This window comes from Enterococcus sp. DIV1089c, from assembly GCF_050530965.1.
In the GTDB taxonomy this organism is placed as follows: domain Bacteria; phylum Bacillota; class Bacilli; order Lactobacillales; family Enterococcaceae; genus Enterococcus_B; species Enterococcus_B hirae.
Genome location: NZ_CP172888.1, coordinates 912651 through 938317, shown reverse-complemented (window position 1 = coordinate 938317; position 25667 = coordinate 912651). Strand labels below are relative to the sequence as shown.

Genomic DNA, 25667 nt, shown 5'->3' with positions numbered 1-25667 from the left:
TAGTAGGTGATTTTTTTGTTAAAACAAGCCTTACAATGGTTCAAAAACCATTTAGGTCTCTTTAAAACAATCTTTTTAATTTCTGTGGTTGTCATTATCGTTAGTGAATTGATCAATATTGGCAAAACACTATCGATCGCTCAATTAGCCGAAACATTTGCAACGATCCCACTTTGGAAGACGGGGTTGATGCTCATTGTTGGATTACTATCTGTTGCACCGATGATTGGGTATGACATCATCCTTAACCGCTTGTTGGGACAAAAATTAAAAAAGAGTTATTTATTTGAAACAAGTTGGTTGATTAATACCATCAACAATGTTGCCGGTTTTGGCGGCTTTGTCAGCATCGGATTACGCTCCGAATTATACGGTCATAAAAAAGACAGTAAGCAGTTGATGCAAGCTTTGTCGAAGATCTTTTTATTTCTAATGGCTGGACTGTCTATTTATAGTTTGATTTCTTTTTTTATGGTCTTTTTTGCACCGGTTGCGCCTTTTATTAAGCAGTATTGGATTTGGTTGATCGGTGGTGGGTTATACTTCCCACTTGTTTTTGTAGTCACTACCTTAAAAAAAGAGGGCTACCTCGGAGGACTCTCATTAAAAACACAAGGACAATTGCTGCTTGTCTCGATCTTAGAGTGGTCTGGTGTCTTGTTCACCTTTCTAGCAGTTGGGGCACTTATGGATATCAAAGTCGATTTGTGGCAAACGATACCGCTCTTTATCGCAGCTTCAGTTATCGGAATCGTCTCGATGATTCCTGGTGAAATCGGTAGTTTTGATATCATGATGATTATCGGTCTTTCTGCCATAGGTGTGCCAAAGGCAACTGTAGTCGTTTGGATCTTACTGTACCGAATTTTTTATTACATTATTCCTTTTTTGATCGGGATCGTCTTTTTCTTTAAGAATATTGGCTCAACTTTTGATCAACGTTATTCTGGTATTCCTAAGCAGCTGGCAACAGAGATTGCTCATAAAGCCGTCGTCGTCCTTTTATATTTTTCTGGTATCATGATGGTTCTTTCAGCAACGATCCCACAAGCTTTTACCGAGTTTCGTTGGCTGCATAGTATCAATCCGTTAAGGTTGCATTTTATTATTCAATTCCCAAGTATGTTGTTAGGATTTCTCTTTGTCATCATGGGGCGTGGGATTGCTGCAAGAGTCAAAAGAGCCTATTGGCCAACTATTGCACTGATCTTTTTAGCAGCATCTTATGTGACGATTATTGACTTTAGCTTTACTGCAGCTATTTTCCTATTGTTACTGTTGTTGATCGTAATTGCTTCGAAAAATGAATTATTTAGAGAACAAATCATTTATTCATGGGAATGGTTGACGATTGATGGTGTGATTATTGGTGCCTTAGCGTTGCTTTACATCATTATTGGCGTTTATAATCTGCCAACATTTCCTCATCGTAAGCATCATTTTATTTCGTTCTTTTTGTTCCCGTCAGAAAAGATTTGGTTATCTGGATTATTTGCTATTATTGCAGTAAGCTTTATCATCATTCTTTTCGTCCACTTCCTACAAGGAAAGAAACAGCAAGTCGGCGAACCGTTGGATGAAGAAAAAGCGTTAAATATCCTCCATACCTTTGGCGGAAATTCTGACAGTCAATTGATTTTCTTAAAAGACAAGCGCATGTTTATTTACGAAAAAGACCAAGTTGGAACGGTTTTATTACAGTTTGCTTGTTACAATAATAAATGTATCGTGATGGGCGATCCTTCGGGTAAAAAAGAAGATTTTCCTGCTGCTATCGAAGCGTTTATTGAAGAAACTGATCGTTTGTGTTACCTACCCGTCTTTTATGAAACGAGTGAAGAAATCGTGATGATTTTACATGAATTTGGCTATGATTTCATCAAAATGGGCGAAGAAGCACATGTTGAATTAGCCAATTTCACTACTTCTGGAAAGAAAATGAAAGGGTCACGTGCGATCTTGAATCGGATTGACCGAGAAGGTTTTACTTTTGAGATTATTCACCCACCTTTTTCTGCGACACAGATGACTGAACTCAAACAAATTTCTGATCAATGGTTAGGAAGCCGAAAAGAAAAGGGTTTTTCACTGGGGTTCTTCTCAGAAGATTATCTACAGCGGGCACCGATCGCTGTTTTAAAAGACCCACAACAAGACTTAGTAGCATTTGCTTCGATCATGCCAACCTACACAGATAACAAAATCGGCACGATTGATTTGATGCGTTATGATCCTGAGAAAGCACCAGCTGGAAGTATGGATTATCTTTTCCTTCATTTATTTGAGTATATGAAAGAGGAACAGATTGAATTTTTCAACTTGGGGATGGCGCCATTATCCAACGTTGGAACCTCAAGAAAAAGTTTTATTCAAGAACGAATTGCTTACTTAGTTTATGAATTTGGTTCACTTTTTTACTCTTTCCACGGCTTGCGTGAGTATAAAGATAAATATGCGACTCATTGGACTTCCCGCTATACTTCCTATTCACGTGACAGTTGGATTGCCTATGTCATGATCGCATTATTGATCATTGATAATGCACCAGTTGACCATAAAAAGCGATTAGTAGGTTTAAAAAAATGGTTACAAAAACGCTGAATATGACAACTTATATCTAATGATGGAAGAAAAAAAGACGCATGATTCTAAAAGTCATCTGACTTGTTGAATCGTGCGTCTTTTTTATTTATCTATCCTTTGTTCTTAAGCTTCGATTTCTGTTACGATACCTGAACCTACTGTACGACCACCTTCACGAATGGAGAAAGTCGTCCCGTTTTCAATAGCAACAGGATGAATCAATTCTACATCGATCGTTACGTTGTCGCCAGGCATGACCATTTCCGTTCCTTCTGGCAAAACAATTGTTCCTGTTACGTCAGTTGTGCGGAAATAAAATTGTGGTCGATAATTATTGAAGAATGGTGTATGACGTCCGCCTTCTTCTTTAGTCAAAACATAAACTTCTGCTTTGAATTTAGTATGAGGTGTAATTGAACCAGGTTTGGCAATCACTTGGCCACGTTCGATGTCTTCTCTTTGAATCCCACGTAATAACACACCTACGTTATCCCCTGCTTCACCGTAATCAAGCGTTTTGCGGAACATTTCAACTCCTGTTACTACGGCTTTTTGCGTTTCTGGTTTGATCCCTACGATTTCGATTTCGTCACCGACTCTAACAGCCCCACGGTCAATCCGACCAGATGCTACTGTTCCACGTCCAGTAATTGAAAATACATCTTCGACGGGTAACAATAATGGTTTGTCCGTATCACGTTCTGGTGTTGGGATGTATTCATCGACTGTGTCCATCAATTCCATGATAGCTGCTTCTGCATCAGGATCACCTTGTAATGCTTTTAATGCTGATCCTTTGATAACAGGTGTATCATCACCTGGAAATCCATATTCGCTTAATAGTTCACGAACTTCCATTTCTACTAGGTCAATTAATTCTTCATCATCGACTAAATCTGTTTTGTTCAAGAAAACAATCAAATATTTCACGCCTACTTGGCGAGAAAGTAAAATGTGTTCACGAGTTTGAGGCATTGGGCCATCCGTAGCAGAAACAACCAAGATTGCTCCGTCCATTTGAGCTGCCCCAGTGATCATGTTTTTCACGTAATCCGCATGCCCTGGTGCATCGATATGTGCATAGTGGCGTTTGTCTGTTTCGTATTCCACATGAGCAGTATTGATCGTGATTCCACGTTCACGTTCTTCTGGTGCTGCGTCGATACTAGCATAGTCTTGAGGATTTGCTAAGCCTTTTTTACCTAGTACTGTAGTGATCGCAGCAGTTAAAGTAGTTTTCCCATGGTCGACGTGTCCAATGGTTCCAATATTTACGTGTGGTTTACTTCTATCATAATGTTCTTTTGCCATAATTAACAAACCTCCTAATTAATTTAGAGCTTTAAAGTTTTGCTCTCATCTGTTGTCCATTATAGACTTCTTTGGAAAAATCCAAAAAGAATCTGTCCGCCTTACTTTTTGTAAGTATCGAACAATTTGTATTATACGTCAAACTTGGTCAAAGTCAACCAAGAACACTTATGCTGATTAATGACTAATTTTTCATCAGCCAACCATGCGTAATTGTTGTGACTATCTCCTTGTTTTCACTACAATGGCCTCTCTCGTAACTATCAGTATTCGCGATAAAAACAAATCATTTCTTGTGTCGCTACCGATTTAAATTGGCATTTTTCATAAAATCGACGGGTTCGTTGTTCATTTTCTGTCAATAAAACTTTTTGTCTGACTTTTGGATAAGCTTGTACCATTTTTTCGATTAATTGTGTCCCAATCCCCATGTTTTGATAAGCTGGATGAACAAGCAAATCTTGAATGTAAAGAATTGTTTCGCCATCCCCGACACTACGGATCAATCCGATCAATTGTTGTTCGTCCCATACCGTTATCACTTTGAGAGATTGTTGGATTCCCATAGCTAATTGTTGGATGTCCTTCGTATAGGCTGACCATCCTACAGCTGTATAGAGCGCGAACAAGGCATCAAGGTCAATTTTTTTCTCTTCGCTGAATTCCATGTGCTTCCTATCCTTTGCTATATTTTTGTATGATGTAATCTGTCTCAATCTGTCGTTAACTCAATCAGATTTCCTTCAGGATCTTGGATAACCGCTTCATAATAACCGTCGCCCGTAGTTCTTGGACCACTGATCAATGGATAGCCATCTTTTACAAATGTTTCAGCAAATGAATCCACCTCTGTTTTTGTTCCCACTGAAATTGCTAAATGAGCATAACCAAAAGTATCGACTGCACGATCTGATAAAAAAGGCTTTGTAATCAATTCAATCCGACTTCCTGAGGTGAAATTCAGGAAGTAAGATTGAAACCGGGTTTTAGGATTCGTGTATTTCTCTGAACTTTCTGCAGCAAAATAGTTCTCATAAAACGCTCTCATTTTTTCTAAATCATTAACCCAAATAGCAATATGTTCAACTTTCATTTTGTAACACTCCTTTATATTTTCGTTATCTCTTCCTATCCTTTATACCATTTTCTCTTTATTTGATAAAGAATGATGTGATTATTTTGGCTTTTGCTCTTAGTGATCAGTTCACAAAAGAAATGGTGTTATCTGGTAAAAAGAAAGCTGTCGTTCTGAAACATCTAAAGATATGCACTACTTACTATAGTTTACACCTGCAAAAAAACCAAGGAAAACTTTATACTGACCGAAAAAAGTTAACTTTTTAATCCAACTTTTAACGTTCACTATAGTTTCTCTTGGCTCTTTTCTTGTCTGCTACATTTTATTGTATTCTCTGAATAAGCATTCTTTTAATAATTATAAACGATTTAATACTTCGTCTACATTTTTGATCATGACTGAGATTGTTCCATCTGGGTTATTAACAAATTCGATCAAATCTGGATTTCGGTAGACGTCTACAGGGACGATCAATTCGATTCCATTGGATAACTTGAATTTTTGTTTACCAAATTTTTTCTCAGAAATTTCTTGGACTTCTCTGACTGGCAAAGCTTCAGCAACAAATCCCTGTTCTTGGACTTCTTCTTGAAAAGCTAATTTCGCTGTGATATTTTCTTTGAAGACTTTTTCCGCAATCATTTCATGGTCTAGTCTGCCCTTTTCCTCGATCGTATCATAAACAGCCTCTTTTAAATCAGCCACTAGATCAAATTCTTCAGTTTCAAATTTTTTCCCTAAACTTTTAGCTACTTTTTGGATCACTTTGACATTCTCTTCTAATGAAGGCGCAGGAACACTTTCGATGACTCTCCCCGAAAAATAGAGTTCTTTTTTTCCAGAAAACTCATATTTTTTTTCAATCAATTCATAGTTTAAATCAGTTAATGCCACCGCAAACGCCTCATCTGCCTTTTGGGATTTTGCCCCCAATATCGCTCGATTCAAAATCAATTGATTGGCGATTCCTGTTTCGTCTGCCTCTACAAAATGTGTATAGGATTCTCGGTAATTGACTTTTAACAAAGCCACATACATCACCGTATCTACTTCATACAAAACAACAAAGACATCAGCGCTTGGTGCTTCTTCGCTTTCTTGATAGATCTCGAACCAGCGTTGAACGATCCCTTCACTTGCTGCTACAAAGTTTTCTTGACAGTCCTGGACTTGTTTCGCCATCATACTTTCAGGTGACAGCTGTCCTGTTTTAGTTTGTGCAGAAGAAATTTTTTGGATTTTCTTTTGTAAAAAATCTCGAATAAACTCTTTAGTCAGATCCAATTCTTGTTGAGAAAATACGGGTGATCCCGTTTCACGATCAATAATATGCATAATTGCTTTTTTTAAATAAATATCCATGTTCTCATTCCCTTCTGGTTTAGTTTACGGAAAATCAATACAAAATACCAGAACGAAAATCATTATTTTCCTTTTTTTGAAAAAAATAATTGTCTCCTAAACAAAATGGATTCCTTTTTTGAGAAAATGCGCTACACTTAAAAGTGAACTAAAAATTAAGGAGTTGAGAATATGGATTCATTAACAAATACGTATCGTTTATCAAATGGTTATGAAATTCCGATTGTTGGTTTTGGTACTTGGCAAACACCGGATGGCGATGTCGCTGTTTCTTCAGTCAAAGAAGCGCTGGCTGCTGGTTATCGCCACATTGATACAGCACAAGGTTACAAAAATGAGGAAAGCGTCGGTCAAGCGATCAAAGAAAGTGGGATTCCCAGAGAAGAGATTTTTCTAACAACAAAACTTTGGAATGCCAATCACAGTTATGACTTAGTGATGTCTTCGTTTGAAGAATCACTACAAAAATTACAAACAGATTATATTGATCTTTTCTTGATCCACTGGCCTAATCCTGTGGCTTTCCGTGACAATTGGGAAGAAGCAAACGCCCAAACTTGGCGAGCTTTTGAAGAGCTGTATGAAGCTGGAAAAATCAAAGCCATTGGCGTCAGCAACTTCTTGCCCCATCATCTGGATGCGTTACAAAAAACAGCCAAGATCATGCCAATGGTCAACCAAATTTTCTTAGCTCCTGGTGAATTACAACCAGCAGTCGTTGACTATGCTAAAAAACACGAAATGATCCTGGAAGCTTACAGTCCACTTGGCACAGGGAAAATTTTCGATGTACCAGAGATGCAGGAAATTGCCAAAGCCCATCAAAAGAGTATTGCTCAGGTTGCTTTACGCTGGTCCTTACAACATGGTTTCTTGCCTCTGCCAAAATCCGTAACTCCTAGTCGGATCAAAGAAAATGCTGAACTTTTTGACTTTGAACTGTCAGAAGAAAAAATGCAACAAATCGATCAATTAGATGGCGTAGTTGGTAAAGCAAAAGATCCAGATACTACCCAATTTTAATTTAAGGATGTTTGATAACAATGACTCCGATTGAACGTTTAGAAAGGCTCTCAGAAGAAATCACTCGTACTTTTCATCCTGATTTTATCTTTTTGATCGGACCAGACAAGATCCAACACTTCCCAGCACGTAACTGGTCCCATGATCAAAAAATTCAAGAGCTAACCAACCGTTTCGATCATTCGCTAATGGTTACGACTTGGCAAGGACATGAAGTGATCTATTCACCTGAACTGTCTGTCTTTGCTTTGATTCCTTGTTCCAAAACAACGTAGCTGACTTCAATGATCATGATAAGCCGATACACACTGAGTTTTTCTTGCCGGTGTCGTATCGGCTTATCTTTTGATATACACTTAAAAAGAGGAAACATTTCTGATAAAAACAAATATTTTCCTAAAAAAATGCGTATAAATACATACATATCTAAGTTTTTTTCGTATAATCCTTTTCATTTCATCTTTTTTTTCTTATAATCGAAAGGGTATGAGCGAAGGAGAGAACATATGAAGAAAAAACAAAAACAAAAATTACTCAATCAATTCCGTCCTTCTTTAGATGGAATCAGAAGTCAATTATTTCATTCTTTAGAGGATGAAAGTCTACGTCGTTACGGCTTACCTTTACAAGTCATGCTTGATCCGAAAGACCGCCACATCTTAACGATTGGACTTGCAGGAAAAACAAATGAAGATACTCGCATCAATGTACCGATTGATGATAATTTCACAACTGTCTTAAAACGAATCCGTTCAGGAGAAAAAGACATTTTTGAACGCTTCCGTGACAACTTATTGATTGAAATCGTTTCTTATTGGAATGATCAACGTCTTAAAAATGATGAACCAACTGCTCAAGAGGTTTCTACACCTGTTGCTGAAACAAAAGTTGCTGACTCAAAACCTGTGGAATCACCTAAAACAGCTGAAGTATCAAAAGCGGAAACAACTGAAAAACAACGCTCAACTGAAACTGCCGCTTTGAATTTCGCTGATTTTTCAAGCGCAGTAGCGGAATATCCAAAATTTTATGTAGAAAAAGAAGCTGATGCAGCAGTCATCTATGAGAAAACCTCAGATGAACCACGTAAATTAGCTGAAATTTCAATGACAGCAGAAAACCAATTTACAATTGAAAAAGCGTTAGAACGCAAATACAAAGTGAAACTGACATTGATCCCATTGATCGAACAGTTTGCTGCAACAGCTATTTCAGAAAGATAACCAGTTTCACAAATCTATCCACTGCATCCAAAAACGGCTTTTTGTCAAATGATGCCGGTAATGAGAAATCATAAAATGTTAAATGAGCAGAAAGGCAATTGCCCTCTGCTCATTTTTTTATAGTAAAATATTTTTTCTATTACTTTGAATCACCAAAAGTTGTCAATAATCTTCACCAATCTTAAAAAAGATAGAACCAAAAAACCAAGCGGTCTCTTTCCCTTAGTTTATTGGTTATGTTTTTCCAGCTTACCCATGCGCATGATAAAAGACATTCAGTTCATAAGCGACACCAGTAATAATTACTGCTAGTAAAAGGACTAAAAGACCTAAAACTACTTTTTGATTTTTAGAAAAAAGCGTTTTTTTCTTCTCTAGTTGCCTTGTTTTCAATATTGAATCTGTGGAGATAAAAGAGAAACAAACAACATAAGACAATAAAACTACTACTGCACTTAACGAAAATCCAGCTAAAATATCACTTGGATAATGGACTCTTAGATATAATCGAGTTGCTGCAATCAGCAATGGATGGCTGATAAGATACCAAGCAACTCTTCTGGTATCCTGACGACTCCAAATAATACTTAACGATAAGATAATTGTTAGGAAAAGCGCAAAGGATAATAAAGAATGTCCACTAGGAAACGAGTAACTCGTACGTATTTCCAATTGTGAAACGGCAGGTCTGATTCGTGCAATGAGCTTTTTTAGAATATACCCAAAAAAACTAACCGCAAAGATATTACAGATATTCCAAATCGCTAACAAATGGTAATTCTTTTTCCAAATATAAAAAGCAAAAAGAAAGGCGAAACATAAGGTCGGACCAATCGTTGCTAACTTAGCAAACAAACGAACAATCGCTGTTAGTTTTGGAAAATTAGGTAAATCGATCTTTGTATAAACCGCTAAATCTAGTGTTTCGAACCATGGAGGATTGATTTTTACGCATAAAATCAATCCAATCAAAAGACATAATGGAACGATTGATAATTTCAGTGCTTTTTGTTGATAATCACTCATAAAACTTTCACTTACTTTCTAACTTCATCTGACTAAACAAATGACTTATTCTACTTTTTTAAAACCTAAGATCATACCTAATCCGCCTCCCATGATCAACAAGGAGGTTCCTCCTTGACTTAGAAAAGGCAAAGGAATTCCTGTTAAAGGCAGTAAACCAATCGAAGCGCCGATATTTTCTACGATTTGAAATAATAGTCCAAATACGAGTACTACCGCTAGATATAGATTTCCTTTATTGTTTGTCTGTATCGCAGTGTAAATAACTTGGTAGAAAAGATAGAAATATAGAAAAACGACGGTCACGCTACCTAAAAAACCAAACGTTTCGGCAATTACAGTAAATACCATATCTGATTCACGTACTGGTACATAGATTGGTGGTATTTCAGCTGGTCGTCGTCCACTAAATCCACCTGCACTAACAGACAATAAGCTTTATGATTGTTGGTATCCGATCGATTGACTATAAGCAAAAGGATCGATCCAAGCTCTCACCCGGTCTAATTGATACGTCTTAAAGTTCAGACTATAAAGGATCTCATTACCGTATTTCGTAAAAACTAGACAAATCAATATGACCCCAATAATAAATAAAAAACTAGCACATACGGCCAAGATCTTCCAATGGACCCCTGCAATCATGAATAGGGCCCCCAAACAAATAATAAATACCAAACTTGTCCCAAAATCTTTTTGCATATACATCAACAAGAAAGTTGGTAAACTGATCAACAGAACTTGAAAGACATAGATCAGATCCGTTTTCACGGTACGTTCACTGACTTTCTTTTCATAAAGCAAGGTGAAATAAACGAGAACTAATGCAAAAGTCAATTTGACCAATTCAGAAGGTTGAAAAGTAAAACTACCAATCCTCAGCCAACGTTTCGTATCGGTTAATTGGTACATCACCGGATCAGAAAATTTGTAGAGCAAACTCATAATTGCTAATGAAATGGCATAAAAATAAGGAGACAATCGTAACAATAACGCTGTCTTGATTTTTTGTGCCAGTAACAAAAGTCCTAATGAAGCAATGCAAAAGATCACTTGTTTTAAAACAATAGTTTTATAAGGCACTTGGTCGTAGACTGCTGCTCCATATTGCACACCGATACTTAATAAATAAAAGAGAAAAATCGGCAAAAATAACGCATAATTAAACTCAAATGATTTTGATTTCACACACAACACCTCTTAAACGAAAGTTTTCGTAACCAGAATTTCTCTAATCTTCTTATCAAAACATCCGTTATCAACTAGTATCCATTTTGCCATCCTTTCTATTATGCAAAAGGAGTCACTTTCACATGAGGAAAAATAAAAGTAGCGTGATCAAAATGTGCTGTGATTTATTTTCAAGTAAGTGGTGTAAATATCCAACTCCAAAAAATAAGCCGAAAATTCACAAAAATCAGCAAAGATTTTTAGAAGTTTCGGCTTATTTGTTAAAGTTGCGTACATCAACAACTATCTCATCGTGTGAGTTTTGACACTAAACAACGTAAAGATTTCTCTTAGCTATCTTATGAAGAGCCTTAATTCGACAATTCCTGTTTTACACATTGGCGTCTTTCGACGTTTCTGCGCAATAGCCTATGTTTGTTTAGGAGCCTCGCCTAACAAGTATTAAATTTGAAAAAAGTATATCCTTTAACGAACAATTTCACAATAGCATCCCGTAGAAAGTTCGCAAAAATTTAGTCATATTTAACCTTTTCCTTAATTTTACCGACAATTAGCAAAAAAAGAGAGCTTTTGACTAGGAATAATATGAATAAACATATAAATAAACAATAGTAGCTTTTTATCCATTCTGCTGTTATCCCAATCAGTCTCTCTTTTTTATAAATACTTATTTTTTACGTAATTGCATCAAAAATTTTCTAGCTACGTCCTGATTCATTCCTTCGGCTTTTCTTAGAAATTCAGCGACTTGTTCAATTTCAGTTCCTTGTGCCCCGACTGTGATCGCTAAGGCTCTAGCTTGAAGCGACATATGCCCCTTTTGGATACCGTCTGTCACTAATGCCCGCAAAGCAGCTAAATTTTGTGCTAAACCGACGGCAGCAATGATTTGAGCTAATTCTTTTGCTGATTCAATCTTCAACATGTCTAGTGCAATCTTTGCTTTTGGAAGAATCCTAGAAGCCCCTCCAACTGTTGCCACTGCCAAAGGTACCGTTAATTGTCCAACTAACTTATCTCCAATCATTTGCCAGTCTGACAGGCCTTGGTAAGCACCATCTTTCGCAGCATACGCATGAACGGCAGCTGCACAAGCTCTCGTATCGTTTCCAGTAGCAAGAATGACAGCTTCGATGCCATTCATGATCCCTTTATTATGTGTTGCTGCCCGATAAACATCTAATTTAGCATACTCGGAAGCTTGTTGGATTTTTTCAGCAATTCTCTTTCCTGCTTCAATCGTTTTTCCCAATCGCTCGAAGGGAATCTCACAACTAGCTGTTACTAATGATTCTGTTGCGAAATTACTTAAAATACTAAATAAAATCTCTTCTTTAGGAAACCAGGAACGTATTTTCTGGGCAACACCTTCTAAGATAGCGTTGATGATATTTGCTCCCATCGCATCTTTTACATCAACCAAGAAATCGATCGATAAGTAATCCAAATTATTGCCCTTAAAGTTTCTTGTTGCGATTTCCTGCACTCCACCACCACGTCTCACGATCGAGGGATAACTTGCATTCGCACATGCTAGTAGTTCATCTTGTCTGGCGATGACAGCATCAGTTATACCTCGATTATCCAGTTCCCCTGATAGTACAATCTGACCACGCATCAGGCGTTGTGGTGTAATTGCTATAATGTCTCCACATATTTTTGCACCGTTACTGGCTGCAGCAATTACAGACGGTTCTTCTGTCGCCATCGGTACTTGCCTTTTGATTCCATTGATTTGAAAATTAGGTGCAATCCCTAGAGGAATCTCAACTTGACTGATTTGATTTTCAATCAAATGATTGGCTACTTCTTCAGAGAGTGTTCCTACTTTTAATTCATCAGCTTGTGATTGACTGATGATTCCTTCACTAACCAACTGACTCCGACGTTGTTCAGGCGTCAGTTGATAAAACTTTTTTTTTTGGTCACTTGATTGTTCCGTTTCTAGATTTGCTTCAAGTAACATGGCTAGTCCTAAGCCTCCACCAATACATAAAGAAGCCACACCATATTGTTGGTTCATTCGTTTCAAGCCATAACTTAATGTTGTCAAAATACGAGCACCACTTGCACCAATCGGATGACCGAGTGCGATGGCACCACCATCTACATTGACTTTTTCTTCAGCTAGTTTTAAGTTGCGATTGACCACGATCGATGAAGCCGCAAATGCTTCGTTGATCTCAAAACGATCGATTTGATCAATAGAAATTTCTGCTTTTTTCAATAATGTTTGGATTGCTGAGATAGGTGCAATTCCCATGATGCTCGGATCAATCCCAATTTCAGAAACAGCCTTGATTGTTGCAAGATAAGGAAGCCCATGTTTGATCGCATATTCTTTTGAAGCTAAAATCAATACCGATGCTCCATCATTTAACGGAGAAGCATTCCCTGCTGTCACAGTCCCATTTTCGGAAAAAACAGTTTTCAAAGTCCCTAATTTTTCCAGTGTACTATTCCCTCGGATGGCTTCGTCTTTATCCATGATTCTTTGATTAGGTAAAGTAACGGGAATAATTTCTGCTTCAAATACCCCGTTTTCACTAGCTTGAGCTGCTTTTTTTTGTGAGTTGAGCGCATATTGATCTTGTTCTGTTCTCGTAACGGAAAATTCGTTCGCTACTTTTTCAGCAGTTAAGCCCATATGTGCATTTGAGAACGCATCTGTCAGCCCATCATTGACCATACTTGAGATCGGCTCTTCATAAGTTGCATTTTCTGCTTCATATTGCTGAAGCAGTGGCGCACGTGACATGCTTTCAGTGCCTCCTGCGACTACTAGATCAGCTTCACCTAACTGAATCAATTGGCGAGCCAAAATAACCGCCTTCATTCCTGAGCCACATACTTCGTTGACTGTCATGGCAGGAACCTGAACAGGGATATCACTATTGACAGAAATTTGTCTGGCAACATTCTGACCATTCCCCGCCTGTAATACATTTCCAAATATTACTTGATCGATGTTTTCTTTATGGATACCTGTTTTTTCTAACAGTTCTTTTGTAATGATTGTTCCTAATTCTACAGCAGAAAAACTGCTTAAACTGCCACGATACTTTCCAATTGGCGTTCTCGCAGCATCTATAATAACGACTTCCTTCAAGTCAGTCACCTCCTAGAAAAATATACCATTGTTTATGCTAAAAACAAATACCTCACTACAGCTTCAAAAAAATCTAGGAATAAATTTTACAAATCCTTAAATATTCGCTTTTTTATATTTCTTTTAATCTTTTTATGATACTTTAGTAAAGTAAGTTTTTTTATCATGAGTAAAGAGGTGTTGAAATGAAAGTAGGGATTGATCGTCTTTCCTTTTTTATTCCAAATTTATATTTAGATATGACAGAGTTAGCTGAACGTCGGGGAGATGATCCTGCTAAATACCATATCGGTATTGGCCAAGATCAAATGGCCATCAACCGAGTGTCAGAAGATATCGTGACTTTAGGAGCAAATGCAGCTACTAGGATCGTCACAAATGAAGATCGCGAGCTGATTGATATGGTTATCGTAGGAACGGAATCTGGCATCGATCATTCAAAGGCGAGTGCTGTAATTATCCATCATTTATTGAAAGTCCAACCTTTTGCTCGTTCGTTTGAAGTAAAAGAAGCTTGTTATGGTGGAACTGCTGCTCTCCACATGGCAAAAGAATATGTAAAAAATCATCCAGATCGAAAAGTTTTAGTGATCGCTAGTGACATCGCCCGTTATGGTCTAGCTAGTGGTGGAGAAGTGACACAAGGTGTGGGTGCTGTCGCTATGATGGTTACCAAAGATCCACGAATCATCACTATCGAAGACGATAGTACTTTCTTAACCGAAGATATTTATGATTTTTGGCGTCCTGATTATGCGCAATACCCAGTGGTTGATGGTCCTTTATCCAACTCCACTTATATCGAATCTTTTCAAAAAGTTTGGAATCGACATAAAGAGGTAACAGGATTTACTTTAGAAGACTATGATGCGCTAAGTTTTCACATTCCTTACACAAAAATGGGGAAAAAAGCCTTACAAAGTGTCTTGGATCAGACAGATGAAGAAACACAAAATCGCTTATTGACTCGCTATGAAGAAAGTATTCGTTATAGTCGGCGAATTGGTAACCTTTATACTGGTTCTCTTTATCTAGGATTGATTTCTCTTTTAGAAAACTCACAAGTGTTAAAATCAGGTGATCGAATTGGCTTATTCAGCTATGGTTCGGGTGCTGTCAGTGAATTTTTCACAGGTTACTTACAAGACGGCTATCAAGATTTCCTATTGACTGAACTACATCAAGAAATGTTAGAAGGTAGAGAAGCTGTCACAGTCGATCAATATGAAACAATCTTCAAGGAAAAATTACCTGAACATGGGGAAACAGCCGAATATTCTTCCGATGTACCATTTTCAATCTATAAAGTTGAAAATGATATTCGTTACTACAAGTAACCATATAAGACAACTGCCTGATTGATTTAATAGGTAATCAAAAATGTTTGCAAAAAAGCAACTTTTGACATATAGCTACAAAAAGCAGTAAAACAAAAAATAGCGGCTTGCAATTACTTTTGTCAACATTGTTGTGACAATAAATAACTGTAAGTCGCTATTTGATTTTCTATCCTATTTCATAAACTATATGATGCTTCTTAATGTTTAGAACCATTTTTTGAATAGTATATAATATAAAGTTTGATATTCTGATTTTTCTCTTAATGATGTTTGATCAATCATCACCCATAACAATTTTTTTTCAGGTGATCGGTCACTTGGAACCGGATTGACTAACTCTTTATCCCAAAGTTGAGTGGCTAATGACGTAATTCTTTTTTTGAGATCCTCTTTGGCATCATTTTTCAAAGCTAGGTTTTCTAATCCAAATTGGGTTACTACCCAACGATTGGTCGATTGCGTAGTATCAACGATCCCTTCAGAAGAAATGAAGCGGTTTTTAGGTTCTGCATGATAAATTTCAACGATATCACCTATTTTCAATGATACATTTTCTTCACCAGTAACAGACTCTATGCCTTCGATCGTTTTTTCGTATTTCAGTTCTCCTGTACTACTTTTGACCATTACTTTTACATAAGTTTCATTCTCATAACGATAATGAGGTCTCGAGTGCGTAACTGAAACAATTGCTTCTCGAGTATCACTGTTCTTGTTTGTTCTAAATGTAAATGAGCCAAACTTCCTGTCATTCACTCCATGAAAATCAATGACTTGGCTATCTTTTACTTCGTCCAACGTAATAACCGCATGATTTGTTGCTTCTTTCACGTAAACATAACTATTCTGTGGGATGAAATACATCATTCGATTTCCAGAGAATTCTGCACAATAGATGCCATTAGGAATGTTTTTAAAAGTGACTACTCCTCCAGTGATTTCTTGAGTAGCTATTTCTTTCGCTCCATCTTTTAAAGTTATTTTGGTACCTTTTAATAGGTTTAAATCTTTCAAACTTAATTCAATCGTAAGATCACCTTTTAGATTTAGCGCAGCAATCTCCTTATTTTTCACCATTTCAAAATTAGAATTGATCAAATAAGATGGGTCGACTAATTCACGCGCACGTGCCAACTCACTTTCTGGTACGACATCAGCTAAAGAAGCGACTGCCGGATAACCATGCTCACGATTTTTTTGAACTTGTACTTGATCAAGCGTCAATCCCCATTTCTCTAAAACACCTGAAAAATCTAGTTGACTATTTTCACTATAGATACGATTCATTAAATCAGGTAATGGGTAATCGTTGCGATTAAAATCTGGTTGATTAGCTATTTTACGATATTCCTGATACATCTTTGTAAACGAATCATCATTTGCTTTTTGTTTTAACATTGTTAATAAAATTAATTTTTCGCGCAGATCAGCATCAGCATAAGTTCCATTCTGATTGATTAGCTTTTCGTATAGTGCGTTTTCTACCTCTTCTTTTTTACCATAATTAAATAGCCAACCTTTTTCATCTGCTTCTTTTCCATAGATAAGATATTGATACTGCACACCAAATAAGTTATTCGAGACTTCTCCTGTATACATCCCTATGTTATCGAAGCCAGCTTGATAGCCATGTGCAATTTCATGCAACACTTTCCAACTGTCTTCAGTTAACCAGCACTCGACTGTGCTATAGCTATTTGCTGCCCATTCTGAAGAATAATAAGCACCGACACCTCCGTTTTTATCTGCTTTCAAGAAAAAGCGATTCACTCCATTTTGATTTTCTTTAGATGAGTTATCAAAACCAGCGATTTGATTATAATAACCAAACAATTCGATGTAGTGTTCGATCAATTCATCTAAGGAACGGTAATCTTTCAAGTTTCTTACTTTTTCTTTATCATTTTTAGGAACAAGTAATTGAAAATCTGGTCCTTTAATCAAAGCATATTCAGCATCGAACTTGTCCCACATTGAAAGAAACATAGTATCATCTCCATGATAATTATAAACTGGTAATGGTTTAATACGTTCAGAAGTGACGATTTCATATTCAATCTGAGCAGCTTCTTCTCCATATGGCGTATCAATAAACGGAACCAAAGGATCGTCTGCACTTATACTTACCCATTCTGAATCAACTAAGATACTTTTTTCGATACTTGAGGCATTACCTAACAATCTCAATCTTAATTTATTTTTGAATTGTTTATTTGTTTGTCTAATCCTCAATTCAACATTTTCTGGCAAGATAAATCCTAAATCCTGGCGATCATGATTTTTTCCTTTATTCATCCCTGCATTGAAGATCCAAGTTGGTTCAGGAATACTAAAAATCTCTTTTTTAATTACCTCTTGCGCCTGAACATTCGTAGAAAACAAACAACCAAAAAAATAACACTGATAACCCTATCAAAAAAAATCTTTTTCAAACAAAAAACCTCCTGTTATGTAATTTTATACAAATTGCCATTTAATCAAACAAAGCAATCGTATACATTTAAGTATAAATAAAATAGTCAACAACCACAATAAAAATTATACTTTCACTTCAATTAAACTATTTTTTTAAAGAAATAATTAAGATGCAAGCTATAATTTTCCAAAACAAACATTTCAATGGTTTGTTATTTTATAAAATAATAAAAATGATTTAAAACAGTTAAGAAAACACAATACCAATATATCTGACAACTCATTTTTCTCCGTTTATTATTTTAGAAAGATAACCAACAGTCAAAAAATAGTTTTAGGCCGATTTCTTAGAGTGAATTGTTAGGACACAAGCAAATATAAGTGTTTTTTCTTTTACGTTAATTTTCGATTACTCCATTAGCCACAACAAAAAAAGACTGAGCCAATCAATCAAAACATGTCTCAGTCTCTTCTCATCATATCTCTAAAGACGGATAAACGGTGTTCAAAAAGTCATTCCTCGTCAATCCGTCCTAAGAGATAAATCGTTTTTTTCTATATTCTTAGAGTAAACAAAACTAGTCATGCTCATTTTGGGTCACTCCTTCTTGATTAGTAGTAGCCGATAGGTCAACATCGTTGTACTAACAATTTTTTCTTTTGGGTCAAGATATTTTTGAATATACTCTTTAAAAATTATTTCTTCTAGATATTCTTGATAATAAGCTCTCATAAAATCTTCCGTAATTTCTTCTTTAAACGTATACGTAAATTCTTTTCTTTTATAGGACCATTCTTCATCTTTTAAATAAGTTTCCAATTGATCCATTATTACTGGTGAAGTCACAGCATCTTCTTCGAAAATTCCTAATTTTTTTTCCAACGATGTAAACAGATCTTCTTTAGAAGAGACAACTCTTAGGATGACACAATATTTTTTCATCTTTGTTAACATTCTACTTAACTTTACGGAATCGTCTAAAGCCGGATTAGAAGCAGAGAAAATAAAATCATACGTTTTTCCATTTTCCAGAAATTCAGAAAAAGTCTGTTTCGTTAGATGAATGTTTTCCCTCCCCAATCTAGCTGCTTCTTCAGTAGCAAACTTCAACATTTCATCCGAAAAATCTATCAATTCATATGTAGTTGCTTCTTTTGACATCGCTAGATAGCGTCCAGCGCCACCTGCTACATCCACTATTTTCTCAGTTGGTAATGCAGCTTCTTTTTTTAGATACTCAATGACATCTCGGACAATTGTTTTGTCTGATTCTTTTTGATTCATGTAGTAATCGCTTGCAAAGGCATCCCATTCTTCTTCGTTCATTTTCATTCCTCTATTTCTCTATTTTTATATCGCTTTTTCACTTTTCGGAATAAATAATATACTGACTAATTCATAACCAAAACCTACCTGCTCTTAGGCTTATCGAAATAATTATTTTTAAAATTTCTGTCCTTTCATTATACATGATTCACATGTGTTTTCCTTTCTTTCTATCTCATCAGAGCCAAATTTTTAAATTGCCGATATAGTTCTTCACTATGTATATTAGACAGCTATCATCAAGTAAAGAATAAAGATGTCATTGAACAAAAAACTGGCTGGTATACATTCGGTTGAATCCCGAAGCCATACCAGCCAGTTGGTGAAATACTCTGCTATTAACTTTTGAATAGCACATCAAAAAATTATCCTAGGTATTCCTTTTTATTTCTCTTTTTGTACGTGTACAAGGATCAGTTTTGTGATTTCCATTAAAATGATCGTTACTAAGGCAATCCCGATTGACGTAAAGACTTCTGTCAAACCAAATGCTGCTGGAATTGAAAAGACTTCTTTCAAGCCTGGGATCATCGTCAAGCAATACAATGCACTACATACTACAACAGCTAACAATACGCTTCGATTTGCGAAGAAACCTGCTTGGATCGCTGTTTGTGTGTTAGAACGCGCAGGGAATGTTTGTAATGTTCGACACCAGATCAATGTAGAAAACGACATTGCTACGCCAAATTCTGGTGAATGTTGCATTCCTAACCACTGCGCAAAAATGACTGCGATACCGATTAGTACGCCTCGATAAGTAACCGAAATCAATGTTTTATCGGTAAAGATTCCTGAATTTGGATCTCTTGGTGGACGTTTCATTGTAGCTGGTTCGGCTTTTTCTGTTCCTAAAGCAATCGCTGGTAATGAGTCGTTGACTAAGTTGATAAACAATAATTGTAATGCTGTAAATGGATTGGACCAATCAGCAACTAAAGCGAAGACAATCGCAATGATCGCACCTAAGTTTCCAGAGAATAAATAGGCAATCGCCTTTTTGATATTATCAAAAACATTACGTCCTACTTCTACGGCACTAACGATTGAAGCAAAGTTATCATCGGTCAAGACCATCGCTGCCGCATCTTTCGATACATCCGTACCCGTACCCATGGCAATACCAATATCCGCTTGTTTCAAGGCCGGAGCATCATTAACTCCATCGCCTGTCATCGCAGAAATGTGTCCTTTTGTTTGCCATGCACGTACGATTCGGATCTTGTTTTCAGGAGATACACGTGCGTATACAGTCACTTTTTCCAAGACTTCGTTTAATTGATCTTCGGTCAATTCATCTAACTCTGTCCCTGTAAGTGCTTGATCTCCTTCTGCAAAGATCCCAATTTCTTTCGCGATCGCAACAGCAGTCGTTTTGTGGTCTCCAGTGATCATAATCGTTTTAATTCCAGCGCTTCGAGCTTCTTTAACTGCTTGTGTGACTTCTGCTCTTGGAGGATCGATCATGGCAAGTAATCCAACTAGAATCAAGTCATTTTCATCTTCAAATGACAACTCTGGACTTTCAATTGGGCGATAAGCAAAGGCTAAAACACGCAATGCCTTGTTTGAGAAAGCTTCATTTTGTTCTTTGAATTGTTTCATCAATTCCTCTGTCATTGGTACAACTTCACCATTTAGCAAGACCTTTTTACTGCGAGCAAACACGATATCTGGTCCACCTTTAACAAAAAGATAGTGTCCCTGATCAATGTTATGAGCAGTCGACATTAATTTTCGGTCAGAATCAAATGGTAATTCAGCTTTTCTTGGATAGTTGTTACGGATTTCTTGATACGGTTGATTCAATTTTTCACTAAAATCAATAAACGCTACCTCTGTCGGATCTCCAAGTTTCGTACCATCTTCACTGATGGAAGCATCATTGGCTAATACACTGATTTCAATCAAACGTCTTTCATCGTCTGTCCATTTTTTTGGATCATCGGTAAAATCACCTGTCGAACCATTCGCTAGATAATAATCAACTACCGTCATCTTATTTTGGGTCAATGTCCCAGTTTTATCTGTACAAATAATACTAGTCGAACCCAGTGTTTCCACTGCTGGTAATTTTCGGATAATAGCATGTCGCTTCGCCATTTTATTGGTTCCCAAGGATAAAACGATCGTTACGATTGATTGTAATGCTTCTGGGATGGCAGCAACCGCAACAGCGACTGCAAACATTACTGCACTAACGATATCAGCAGTTAAATCACCTGTGCCGCCGCCAAGATAGATTCGGAACAATTGGATACCTAAAATAACTAACGATAAAGCTAAAATCGCTAAACTTAACTTCTTACTAAATTTATCTAATCCACGCTGTAGTGGTGTTACTTGTTCAGTTGTTGATTCAAGTAACCCTGCCACCTCACCGATTTCTGTGTTATTTCCAGTAGCGGTAACTAAGAATTTCCCACGACCATAAGTAATGATTGTTCCACTAAATACCATGTTGATACGATCACCAATTGGCACTGTCTGACTAATATCAGTTACTTCTTTTTCCGATGCTGTCGATTCACCAGTTAGCATCCCTTCATCTACTTTCAATGATCCAGCTTCTAACAACCGACCATCGGCAGGGACATAATCTCCCGCTTCCAATAAAACGATATCTCCTACAACCAGTTCATTCGCAGGGATCGTTTTTTCTTTTCCATCACGAATCACACGTGCATCAGGTGCAGAAAGATTTTTCAATGCCTCTAAAGAACCTTCTGCTTTCTTCGTTTGGATCACACTAATCACGGAGTTCAACATCAATACGGCAAAAATAACGAAAAATTCGATATAATCTCCCATGACCATTTGAATCAAAGCGACAATCAATAAGACAATAACCATTGCATCTTTAAAAGTTTCTAAAAACAATTTCCACGTTGGCTTCTTAGGTGCTTCTTTTAACTGATTCAATCCGTCTTTTTCTAACTTTTCTTTTGCTTGTGATGTACTCAAACCATCGATTGAGCTCTGTGTTTTTTGCATCAGCGAGTCAATTGGTTCTTTATAGACAACTTGCTGAGCCTGTTCTTTGTTTTCCAAATTCCATCCCCCATTTTGTTTTTCGTTACCAAAAAGTTTTCTGACTGAAAAAAAAGAGACCTAAGACAAATGCGGATTTGTCTTAGGTCTCACCATTTCATACAATACCAGAAAACCAAATGGTTAACTTACTGTTGATATTATCACAACAAACGTTGTCGGTTACTCCCCTAAGGAGATATTCAACTATATTCTTATCCTACATGAATGAATAGAAAATTGCAACCACTTTGCCTTGTGGTTCTTTATTTTTTCAAACCACTTTATAATCTCTGCAACTTCAAATTTAGGATTCTAAGGATTCTCATGATATAATACTGTTTGTTATTCTAAATAAGGAGGAAGCTATTTTGGTTATTACTATACTCACGATCCTTTATTTCATCAATGCACTAATTGCTTTAGTAACTATTTTAATCAAACCTCGTGACGTAGCTGCAATCTGGGCGTGGTTGCTCGTACTATTTGCTCTTCCAGGTCTTGGATTTATCTTATATCTCTTCTTCGGTCGCGGATTGACTGATAAGAAAAAATTTTATTTGAGACAAAGCGACTTGAAAGAACTAGAAAATTTTCAAGATTTCAAAGGAGATACGATCGATCACTATGATCCCGTCATGGATAATGAAGAGCATCAACAATTCGTTGACTTCTTCTCTTCTTTGAATCGCATGCCATTAACCCGACGTAATTCTGTCACTTTATTAACAGATGGTCAACAAAAATTAACTTCTCTATTAAGTGATATTCGGCAGGCAAAGCATTCGATTCATATCGAATATTATGCATTCGTCACGGACAACATCGGACAACAAATCTTGACATTACTTGAAGAAAAAGCTGCTGAAGGGGTTGAAGTCCGCTTATTATATGATGCGTTTGGCTCACACGGCACTAAACCGAAAGACTTTAACCGTTTGATCCAAAATGGTGGTCACGTCCACACATTCGTCACGTCACAAAGAGCGTTACTTCGATTCCGATTGAATTATCACGACCATCGTAAAATCGTCGTGATCGATGGTAAAATCGGCTATACCGGTGGCTTTAACATCGCCAATCAATATGTCAATCCAACCAAAAAGTTTGGTTATTGGCGTGATACTCATATTCGAATCTATGGCGCTGCTGCTTCATTATTACAGCTACGTTTTCTAACGGATTGGAATGTTTCAGTACCCGAACAAAAGAAGGTTGCCTATCATCTTGATTACTTTTTTCAAAAAGAACTTGGGAAAGACGACAAGCATGAAAATACTTCGATTCAACTAGTATCAAGCGGTCCTAACAACGAACGTGAACAAATTAAATTATCCTTTATTAAATTGATCACAGCTGCTAAAAAACGGGTATGGATTCAAACACCTTACCTGGTTCCAGATGAAAGTGTGATCGCTGCCTTAAAAATTGCCGCTTCTTCTGGCGTAGAAGTCAAGATCATGATTCCTAATAAACCTGATCATCCGTTTATTTACCGAGCAACCCAATATTATGCACGTCAATTAATCAAAGAAAACGTTCAAATCTTGGTTTATGAGAATGGGTTTTTACATGCGAAAACATTGATCATGGATGATGAAATTTGTATGGTCGGCTCTGCCAATCAAGATGTTCGAAGTTATCGGTTGAACTTCGAAACCAGTGCTGTCATTTATGATCCAGCCTTTTTAACCCAGTTAGCAGATCAATTTTTACAAGATGAAAAACAATGTACACCGATGACCACGGAAACAGTCAAAGAAATGTCTGGCTGGTTGTTATTCAAACAACAAATTTCTCGTTTGTTTTCACCTATCTTATAAATCATAAACATTCAAATTTAAAATGAGTTTTTTGCTTGATCCACAAAAAAGGCTCTATAATTTATGGGACTGAAGAATCAGAATTGATTTTTTCAGTCCCATTTTCATTTTTACTATTAAAAACATTATGATTCACTTATACTTTTTTGAAAAATTATAAAAGCAAAAAAAACCATTCTTTTAGATAGCTATTGATTCTTCTTTGAAGAACAGTTTTTTGCTGAGAGTTGCTTTTCTGCTGCCCAGTGATTGATGGGACCATACTTGTGACCGACAATGATTTCTTCACCAATTGCAATATTGACATAGTCTTTTGCCGTTCGGATTGCTTCTTCTACTGTTTTTCCTTTCGCTAATTCTGCAGCGATGCAAGCTGACAATGTGTCCCCTGTACCGTTGATTCGATCTGTTGGGTAAAAGACTGCACTTAACCAAAATGATCGTCCAGATTCCAGCAACACATAATCTCTTACTTCTTCTTGATTACTTTCTTTCGTATGAAATCCTTTGATCATCACATTTTTGGCACCCATTGCTTGTAAGTCAACAGCGGCCTGAACATAATCTTCATCTGTCGTTAAGGTTCTTCCAGTTAATTTCTCTGCTTCATAGAAATTCGGCGTCAAGACAGTCGCTAACGGTACTAGTTTTTCTTTCAGACTACTTAAAGCAGCCTCTTCTAATAATAGATTTCCATGCTTCGTCACGATTACCGGGTCGACCACTAATGGACCAAAGTTATACTGTTGATAATTTTTAACTACTGTTTCAATCAATTCTGCATCAGCTAGCATACCTGTTTTAGCCGCTCTTATTTGATAGTCTTCAGCGATCAAGGAAAATTCTTTATCAATGAACTCACTTGGTAAGGTCACACTTGCTCCGATCCCATAAGAATTTCCTGCCACACAAGCCGTCATAACTGATACACCATAGACGCCACGGGTAAAGAAAGTATGCATATCTGCTTGCATTCCTGCACTTCCATCACTGTCTGATCCCGCGATCGTCATGACTTGTACATATTGGTCGTTCATACGCTTCATTCCCTTTTTTATTTTTCCAACTCATTCCCTATTCTACACAACTATACCACTTCTTACTTTAAGGAATCAAATCGTATATAAATAGGCATTTCCATCCACTAATCATTTGCTGATTAGTAAAAAAGGGAAAGCAAAAAGAAAAAAGCATGACAAAAAACCGAAGAATACTGACATAAAAGAGATGATGCTCAGCTTCTTCGGCTTACTTTTTTATTTGCTTCTTCAGTGTACTGCTCAGTTCTAGCATCCTCTCACTAACTAGCGAGTGACGTTATTTTACTACCAACACATTGCACGGTGCATGTGTGACTACATAAGAAGTAGTTGAACCAACTAAGACACGTTCCACGGCATTCAATCCTGTAGCCCCCATAACAATCAAATCAATTTTTTCCTTTGATTCATTGAAATTTGCAATCAATGTTTTCGGATATCCATACAAAATATACGTCTCGATATCTGTTAGTCCCTTTTCAATTGCTAAGTTGCGATGCTCTTTCATTTGGTTTTCTGCAACTTCATCTAATTCCTCTTGTAAGTTCGTTGTAACAAATGCAAAATCACCGAAATAGTTACCCGTTACTTCGTTTACGTACAAAATGTGTAGCTTTGCCTGATTTCTTTTTGCAATTGTAACTGCTTCAGAAAAGGCTTTTTCTGCTTTTTCTGATCCATCAATTGCTACTAATATATTTTTATAGGTGTCTGCCATTGAAACCGCCTCCTTTACAATCAGTGTAGCACGATTATTTTAAGGGAACAACTAATTTACTAGCACTG

The 25667-nt window shown here is 36.8% G+C and carries 17 protein-coding genes, 1 pseudogene and 1 riboswitch; of the genes and pseudogenes, 6 read left to right on the top strand and 12 right to left on the bottom strand.

What is annotated here, in order from left to right; translation table 11 throughout:
- Positions 1 to 15: 15 nt before the first annotated feature.
- Positions 16 to 2601, top strand: coding sequence for a bifunctional lysylphosphatidylglycerol flippase/synthetase MprF (gene mprF / locus IGL30_RS04455; RefSeq protein WP_123874878.1), 2586 nt, complete (start codon positions 16 to 18; stop codon positions 2599 to 2601).
- 105 nt (positions 2602 to 2706) lie between these two features.
- Here the strand turns inward: mprF and tuf are convergent, their stop codons facing one another.
- The 4 genes from tuf to IGL30_RS04435 all read right to left on the bottom strand — a co-directional run bounded on the left by tuf (position 2707) and on the right by IGL30_RS04435 (position 6334).
- Complete coding sequence (gene tuf, locus IGL30_RS04450; RefSeq protein ID WP_010719593.1) at positions 2707 to 3894, bottom strand: elongation factor Tu; 1188 nt, start codon at positions 3892 to 3894, stop codon at positions 2707 to 2709.
- A 263-nt stretch (positions 3895 to 4157) separates the two neighbouring features.
- On the bottom strand, positions 4158 to 4562 hold the full coding sequence (locus IGL30_RS04445) for a GNAT family N-acetyltransferase (protein WP_088745306.1): 405 nt from the start codon (positions 4560 to 4562) through the stop codon (positions 4158 to 4160).
- A gap of 44 nt (positions 4563 to 4606) precedes the next feature.
- On the bottom strand, positions 4607 to 4987 hold the full coding sequence (locus IGL30_RS04440) for a VOC family protein (RefSeq protein WP_010737337.1): 381 nt from the start codon (positions 4985 to 4987) through the stop codon (positions 4607 to 4609).
- Positions 4988 to 5329: 342 nt separating this feature from the next.
- Positions 5330 to 6334 carry a nucleoid-associated protein gene (locus IGL30_RS04435; protein ID WP_088745307.1) on the bottom strand — a complete coding sequence of 335 codons (1005 nt, stop codon included), beginning with the start codon at positions 6332 to 6334 and terminating at the stop codon, positions 5330 to 5332.
- Positions 6335 to 6505: 171 nt separating this feature from the next.
- Between IGL30_RS04435 and IGL30_RS04430 the strand changes: the two genes are divergently transcribed.
- The 3 genes from IGL30_RS04430 to IGL30_RS04420 all read left to right on the top strand — a co-directional run bounded on the left by IGL30_RS04430 (position 6506) and on the right by IGL30_RS04420 (position 8580).
- On the top strand, positions 6506 to 7357 hold the full coding sequence (locus IGL30_RS04430) for an aldo/keto reductase (RefSeq protein ID WP_088745308.1): 852 nt from the start codon (positions 6506 to 6508) through the stop codon (positions 7355 to 7357).
- A gap of 20 nt (positions 7358 to 7377) precedes the next feature.
- Positions 7378 to 7632 carry a hypothetical protein gene (locus IGL30_RS04425; RefSeq protein WP_010719598.1) on the top strand — a complete coding sequence of 85 codons (255 nt, stop codon included), beginning with the start codon at positions 7378 to 7380 and terminating at the stop codon, positions 7630 to 7632.
- A gap of 231 nt (positions 7633 to 7863) precedes the next feature.
- Positions 7864 to 8580, top strand: coding sequence for a hypothetical protein (locus tag IGL30_RS04420; RefSeq protein WP_034867500.1), 717 nt, complete (start codon positions 7864 to 7866; stop codon positions 8578 to 8580).
- A 249-nt stretch (positions 8581 to 8829) separates the two neighbouring features.
- On the opposite strand, the gene IGL30_RS04415 is transcribed toward IGL30_RS04420, so the two are convergent.
- The 3 genes and pseudogenes from IGL30_RS04415 to IGL30_RS04405 form a co-directional block, all read right to left on the bottom strand.
- Positions 8830 to 9606: a phosphatase PAP2 family protein gene (locus IGL30_RS04415; protein ID WP_088745310.1), complete on the bottom strand. Its 777-nt coding sequence runs from the start codon at positions 9604 to 9606 to the stop codon at positions 8830 to 8832.
- A 45-nt stretch (positions 9607 to 9651) separates the two neighbouring features.
- Positions 9652 to 10794: pseudogene (locus IGL30_RS04410) on the bottom strand (FtsW/RodA/SpoVE family cell cycle protein).
- 281 nt (positions 10795 to 11075) lie between these two features.
- Positions 11076 to 11243, bottom strand: a riboswitch (M-box (ykoK) riboswitch).
- Positions 11244 to 11464: 221 nt separating this feature from the next.
- Entirely contained in the window at positions 11465 to 13906 is a 2442-nt protein-coding gene (locus IGL30_RS04405) for a hydroxymethylglutaryl-CoA reductase, degradative (protein ID WP_123874879.1), read from the bottom strand.
- 185 nt (positions 13907 to 14091) lie between these two features.
- Here IGL30_RS04405 and IGL30_RS04400 point away from each other — a divergent pair, with 185 nt between their 5' ends.
- On the top strand, positions 14092 to 15243 hold the full coding sequence (locus tag IGL30_RS04400; RefSeq protein WP_010719603.1) for a hydroxymethylglutaryl-CoA synthase: 1152 nt from the start codon (positions 14092 to 14094) through the stop codon (positions 15241 to 15243).
- Between the two features lie 207 nt (positions 15244 to 15450).
- Here the strand turns inward: IGL30_RS04400 and IGL30_RS04395 are convergent, their stop codons facing one another.
- The 3 genes from IGL30_RS04395 to IGL30_RS04385 all read right to left on the bottom strand — a co-directional run bounded on the left by IGL30_RS04395 (position 15451) and on the right by IGL30_RS04385 (position 22039).
- Entirely contained in the window at positions 15451 to 17628 is a 2178-nt protein-coding gene (locus IGL30_RS04395) for a putative mucin/carbohydrate-binding domain-containing protein (RefSeq protein ID WP_123874880.1), read from the bottom strand.
- Between the two features lie 631 nt (positions 17629 to 18259).
- Positions 18260 to 18988 carry a class I SAM-dependent methyltransferase gene (locus IGL30_RS04390; protein ID WP_088745313.1) on the bottom strand — a complete coding sequence of 243 codons (729 nt, stop codon included), beginning with the start codon at positions 18986 to 18988 and terminating at the stop codon, positions 18260 to 18262.
- Positions 18989 to 19372: 384 nt separating this feature from the next.
- Positions 19373 to 22039 carry a cation-translocating P-type ATPase gene (locus IGL30_RS04385; protein WP_088745314.1) on the bottom strand — a complete coding sequence of 889 codons (2667 nt, stop codon included), beginning with the start codon at positions 22037 to 22039 and terminating at the stop codon, positions 19373 to 19375.
- Between the two features lie 350 nt (positions 22040 to 22389).
- Between IGL30_RS04385 and cls the strand changes: the two genes are divergently transcribed.
- Entirely contained in the window at positions 22390 to 23841 is a 1452-nt protein-coding gene (gene cls, locus IGL30_RS04380; RefSeq protein WP_010737327.1) for a cardiolipin synthase, read from the top strand.
- Between the two features lie 188 nt (positions 23842 to 24029).
- Here cls and thiD read toward each other — a convergent pair whose 3' ends face one another.
- Complete coding sequence (gene thiD, locus IGL30_RS04375; RefSeq protein WP_088745315.1) at positions 24030 to 24878, bottom strand: bifunctional hydroxymethylpyrimidine kinase/phosphomethylpyrimidine kinase; 849 nt, start codon at positions 24876 to 24878, stop codon at positions 24030 to 24032.
- Positions 24879 to 25158: 280 nt separating this feature from the next.
- Entirely contained in the window at positions 25159 to 25599 is a 441-nt protein-coding gene (locus IGL30_RS04370) for a universal stress protein (protein ID WP_010719609.1), read from the bottom strand.
- Positions 25600 to 25667 lie beyond the last annotated feature (68 nt).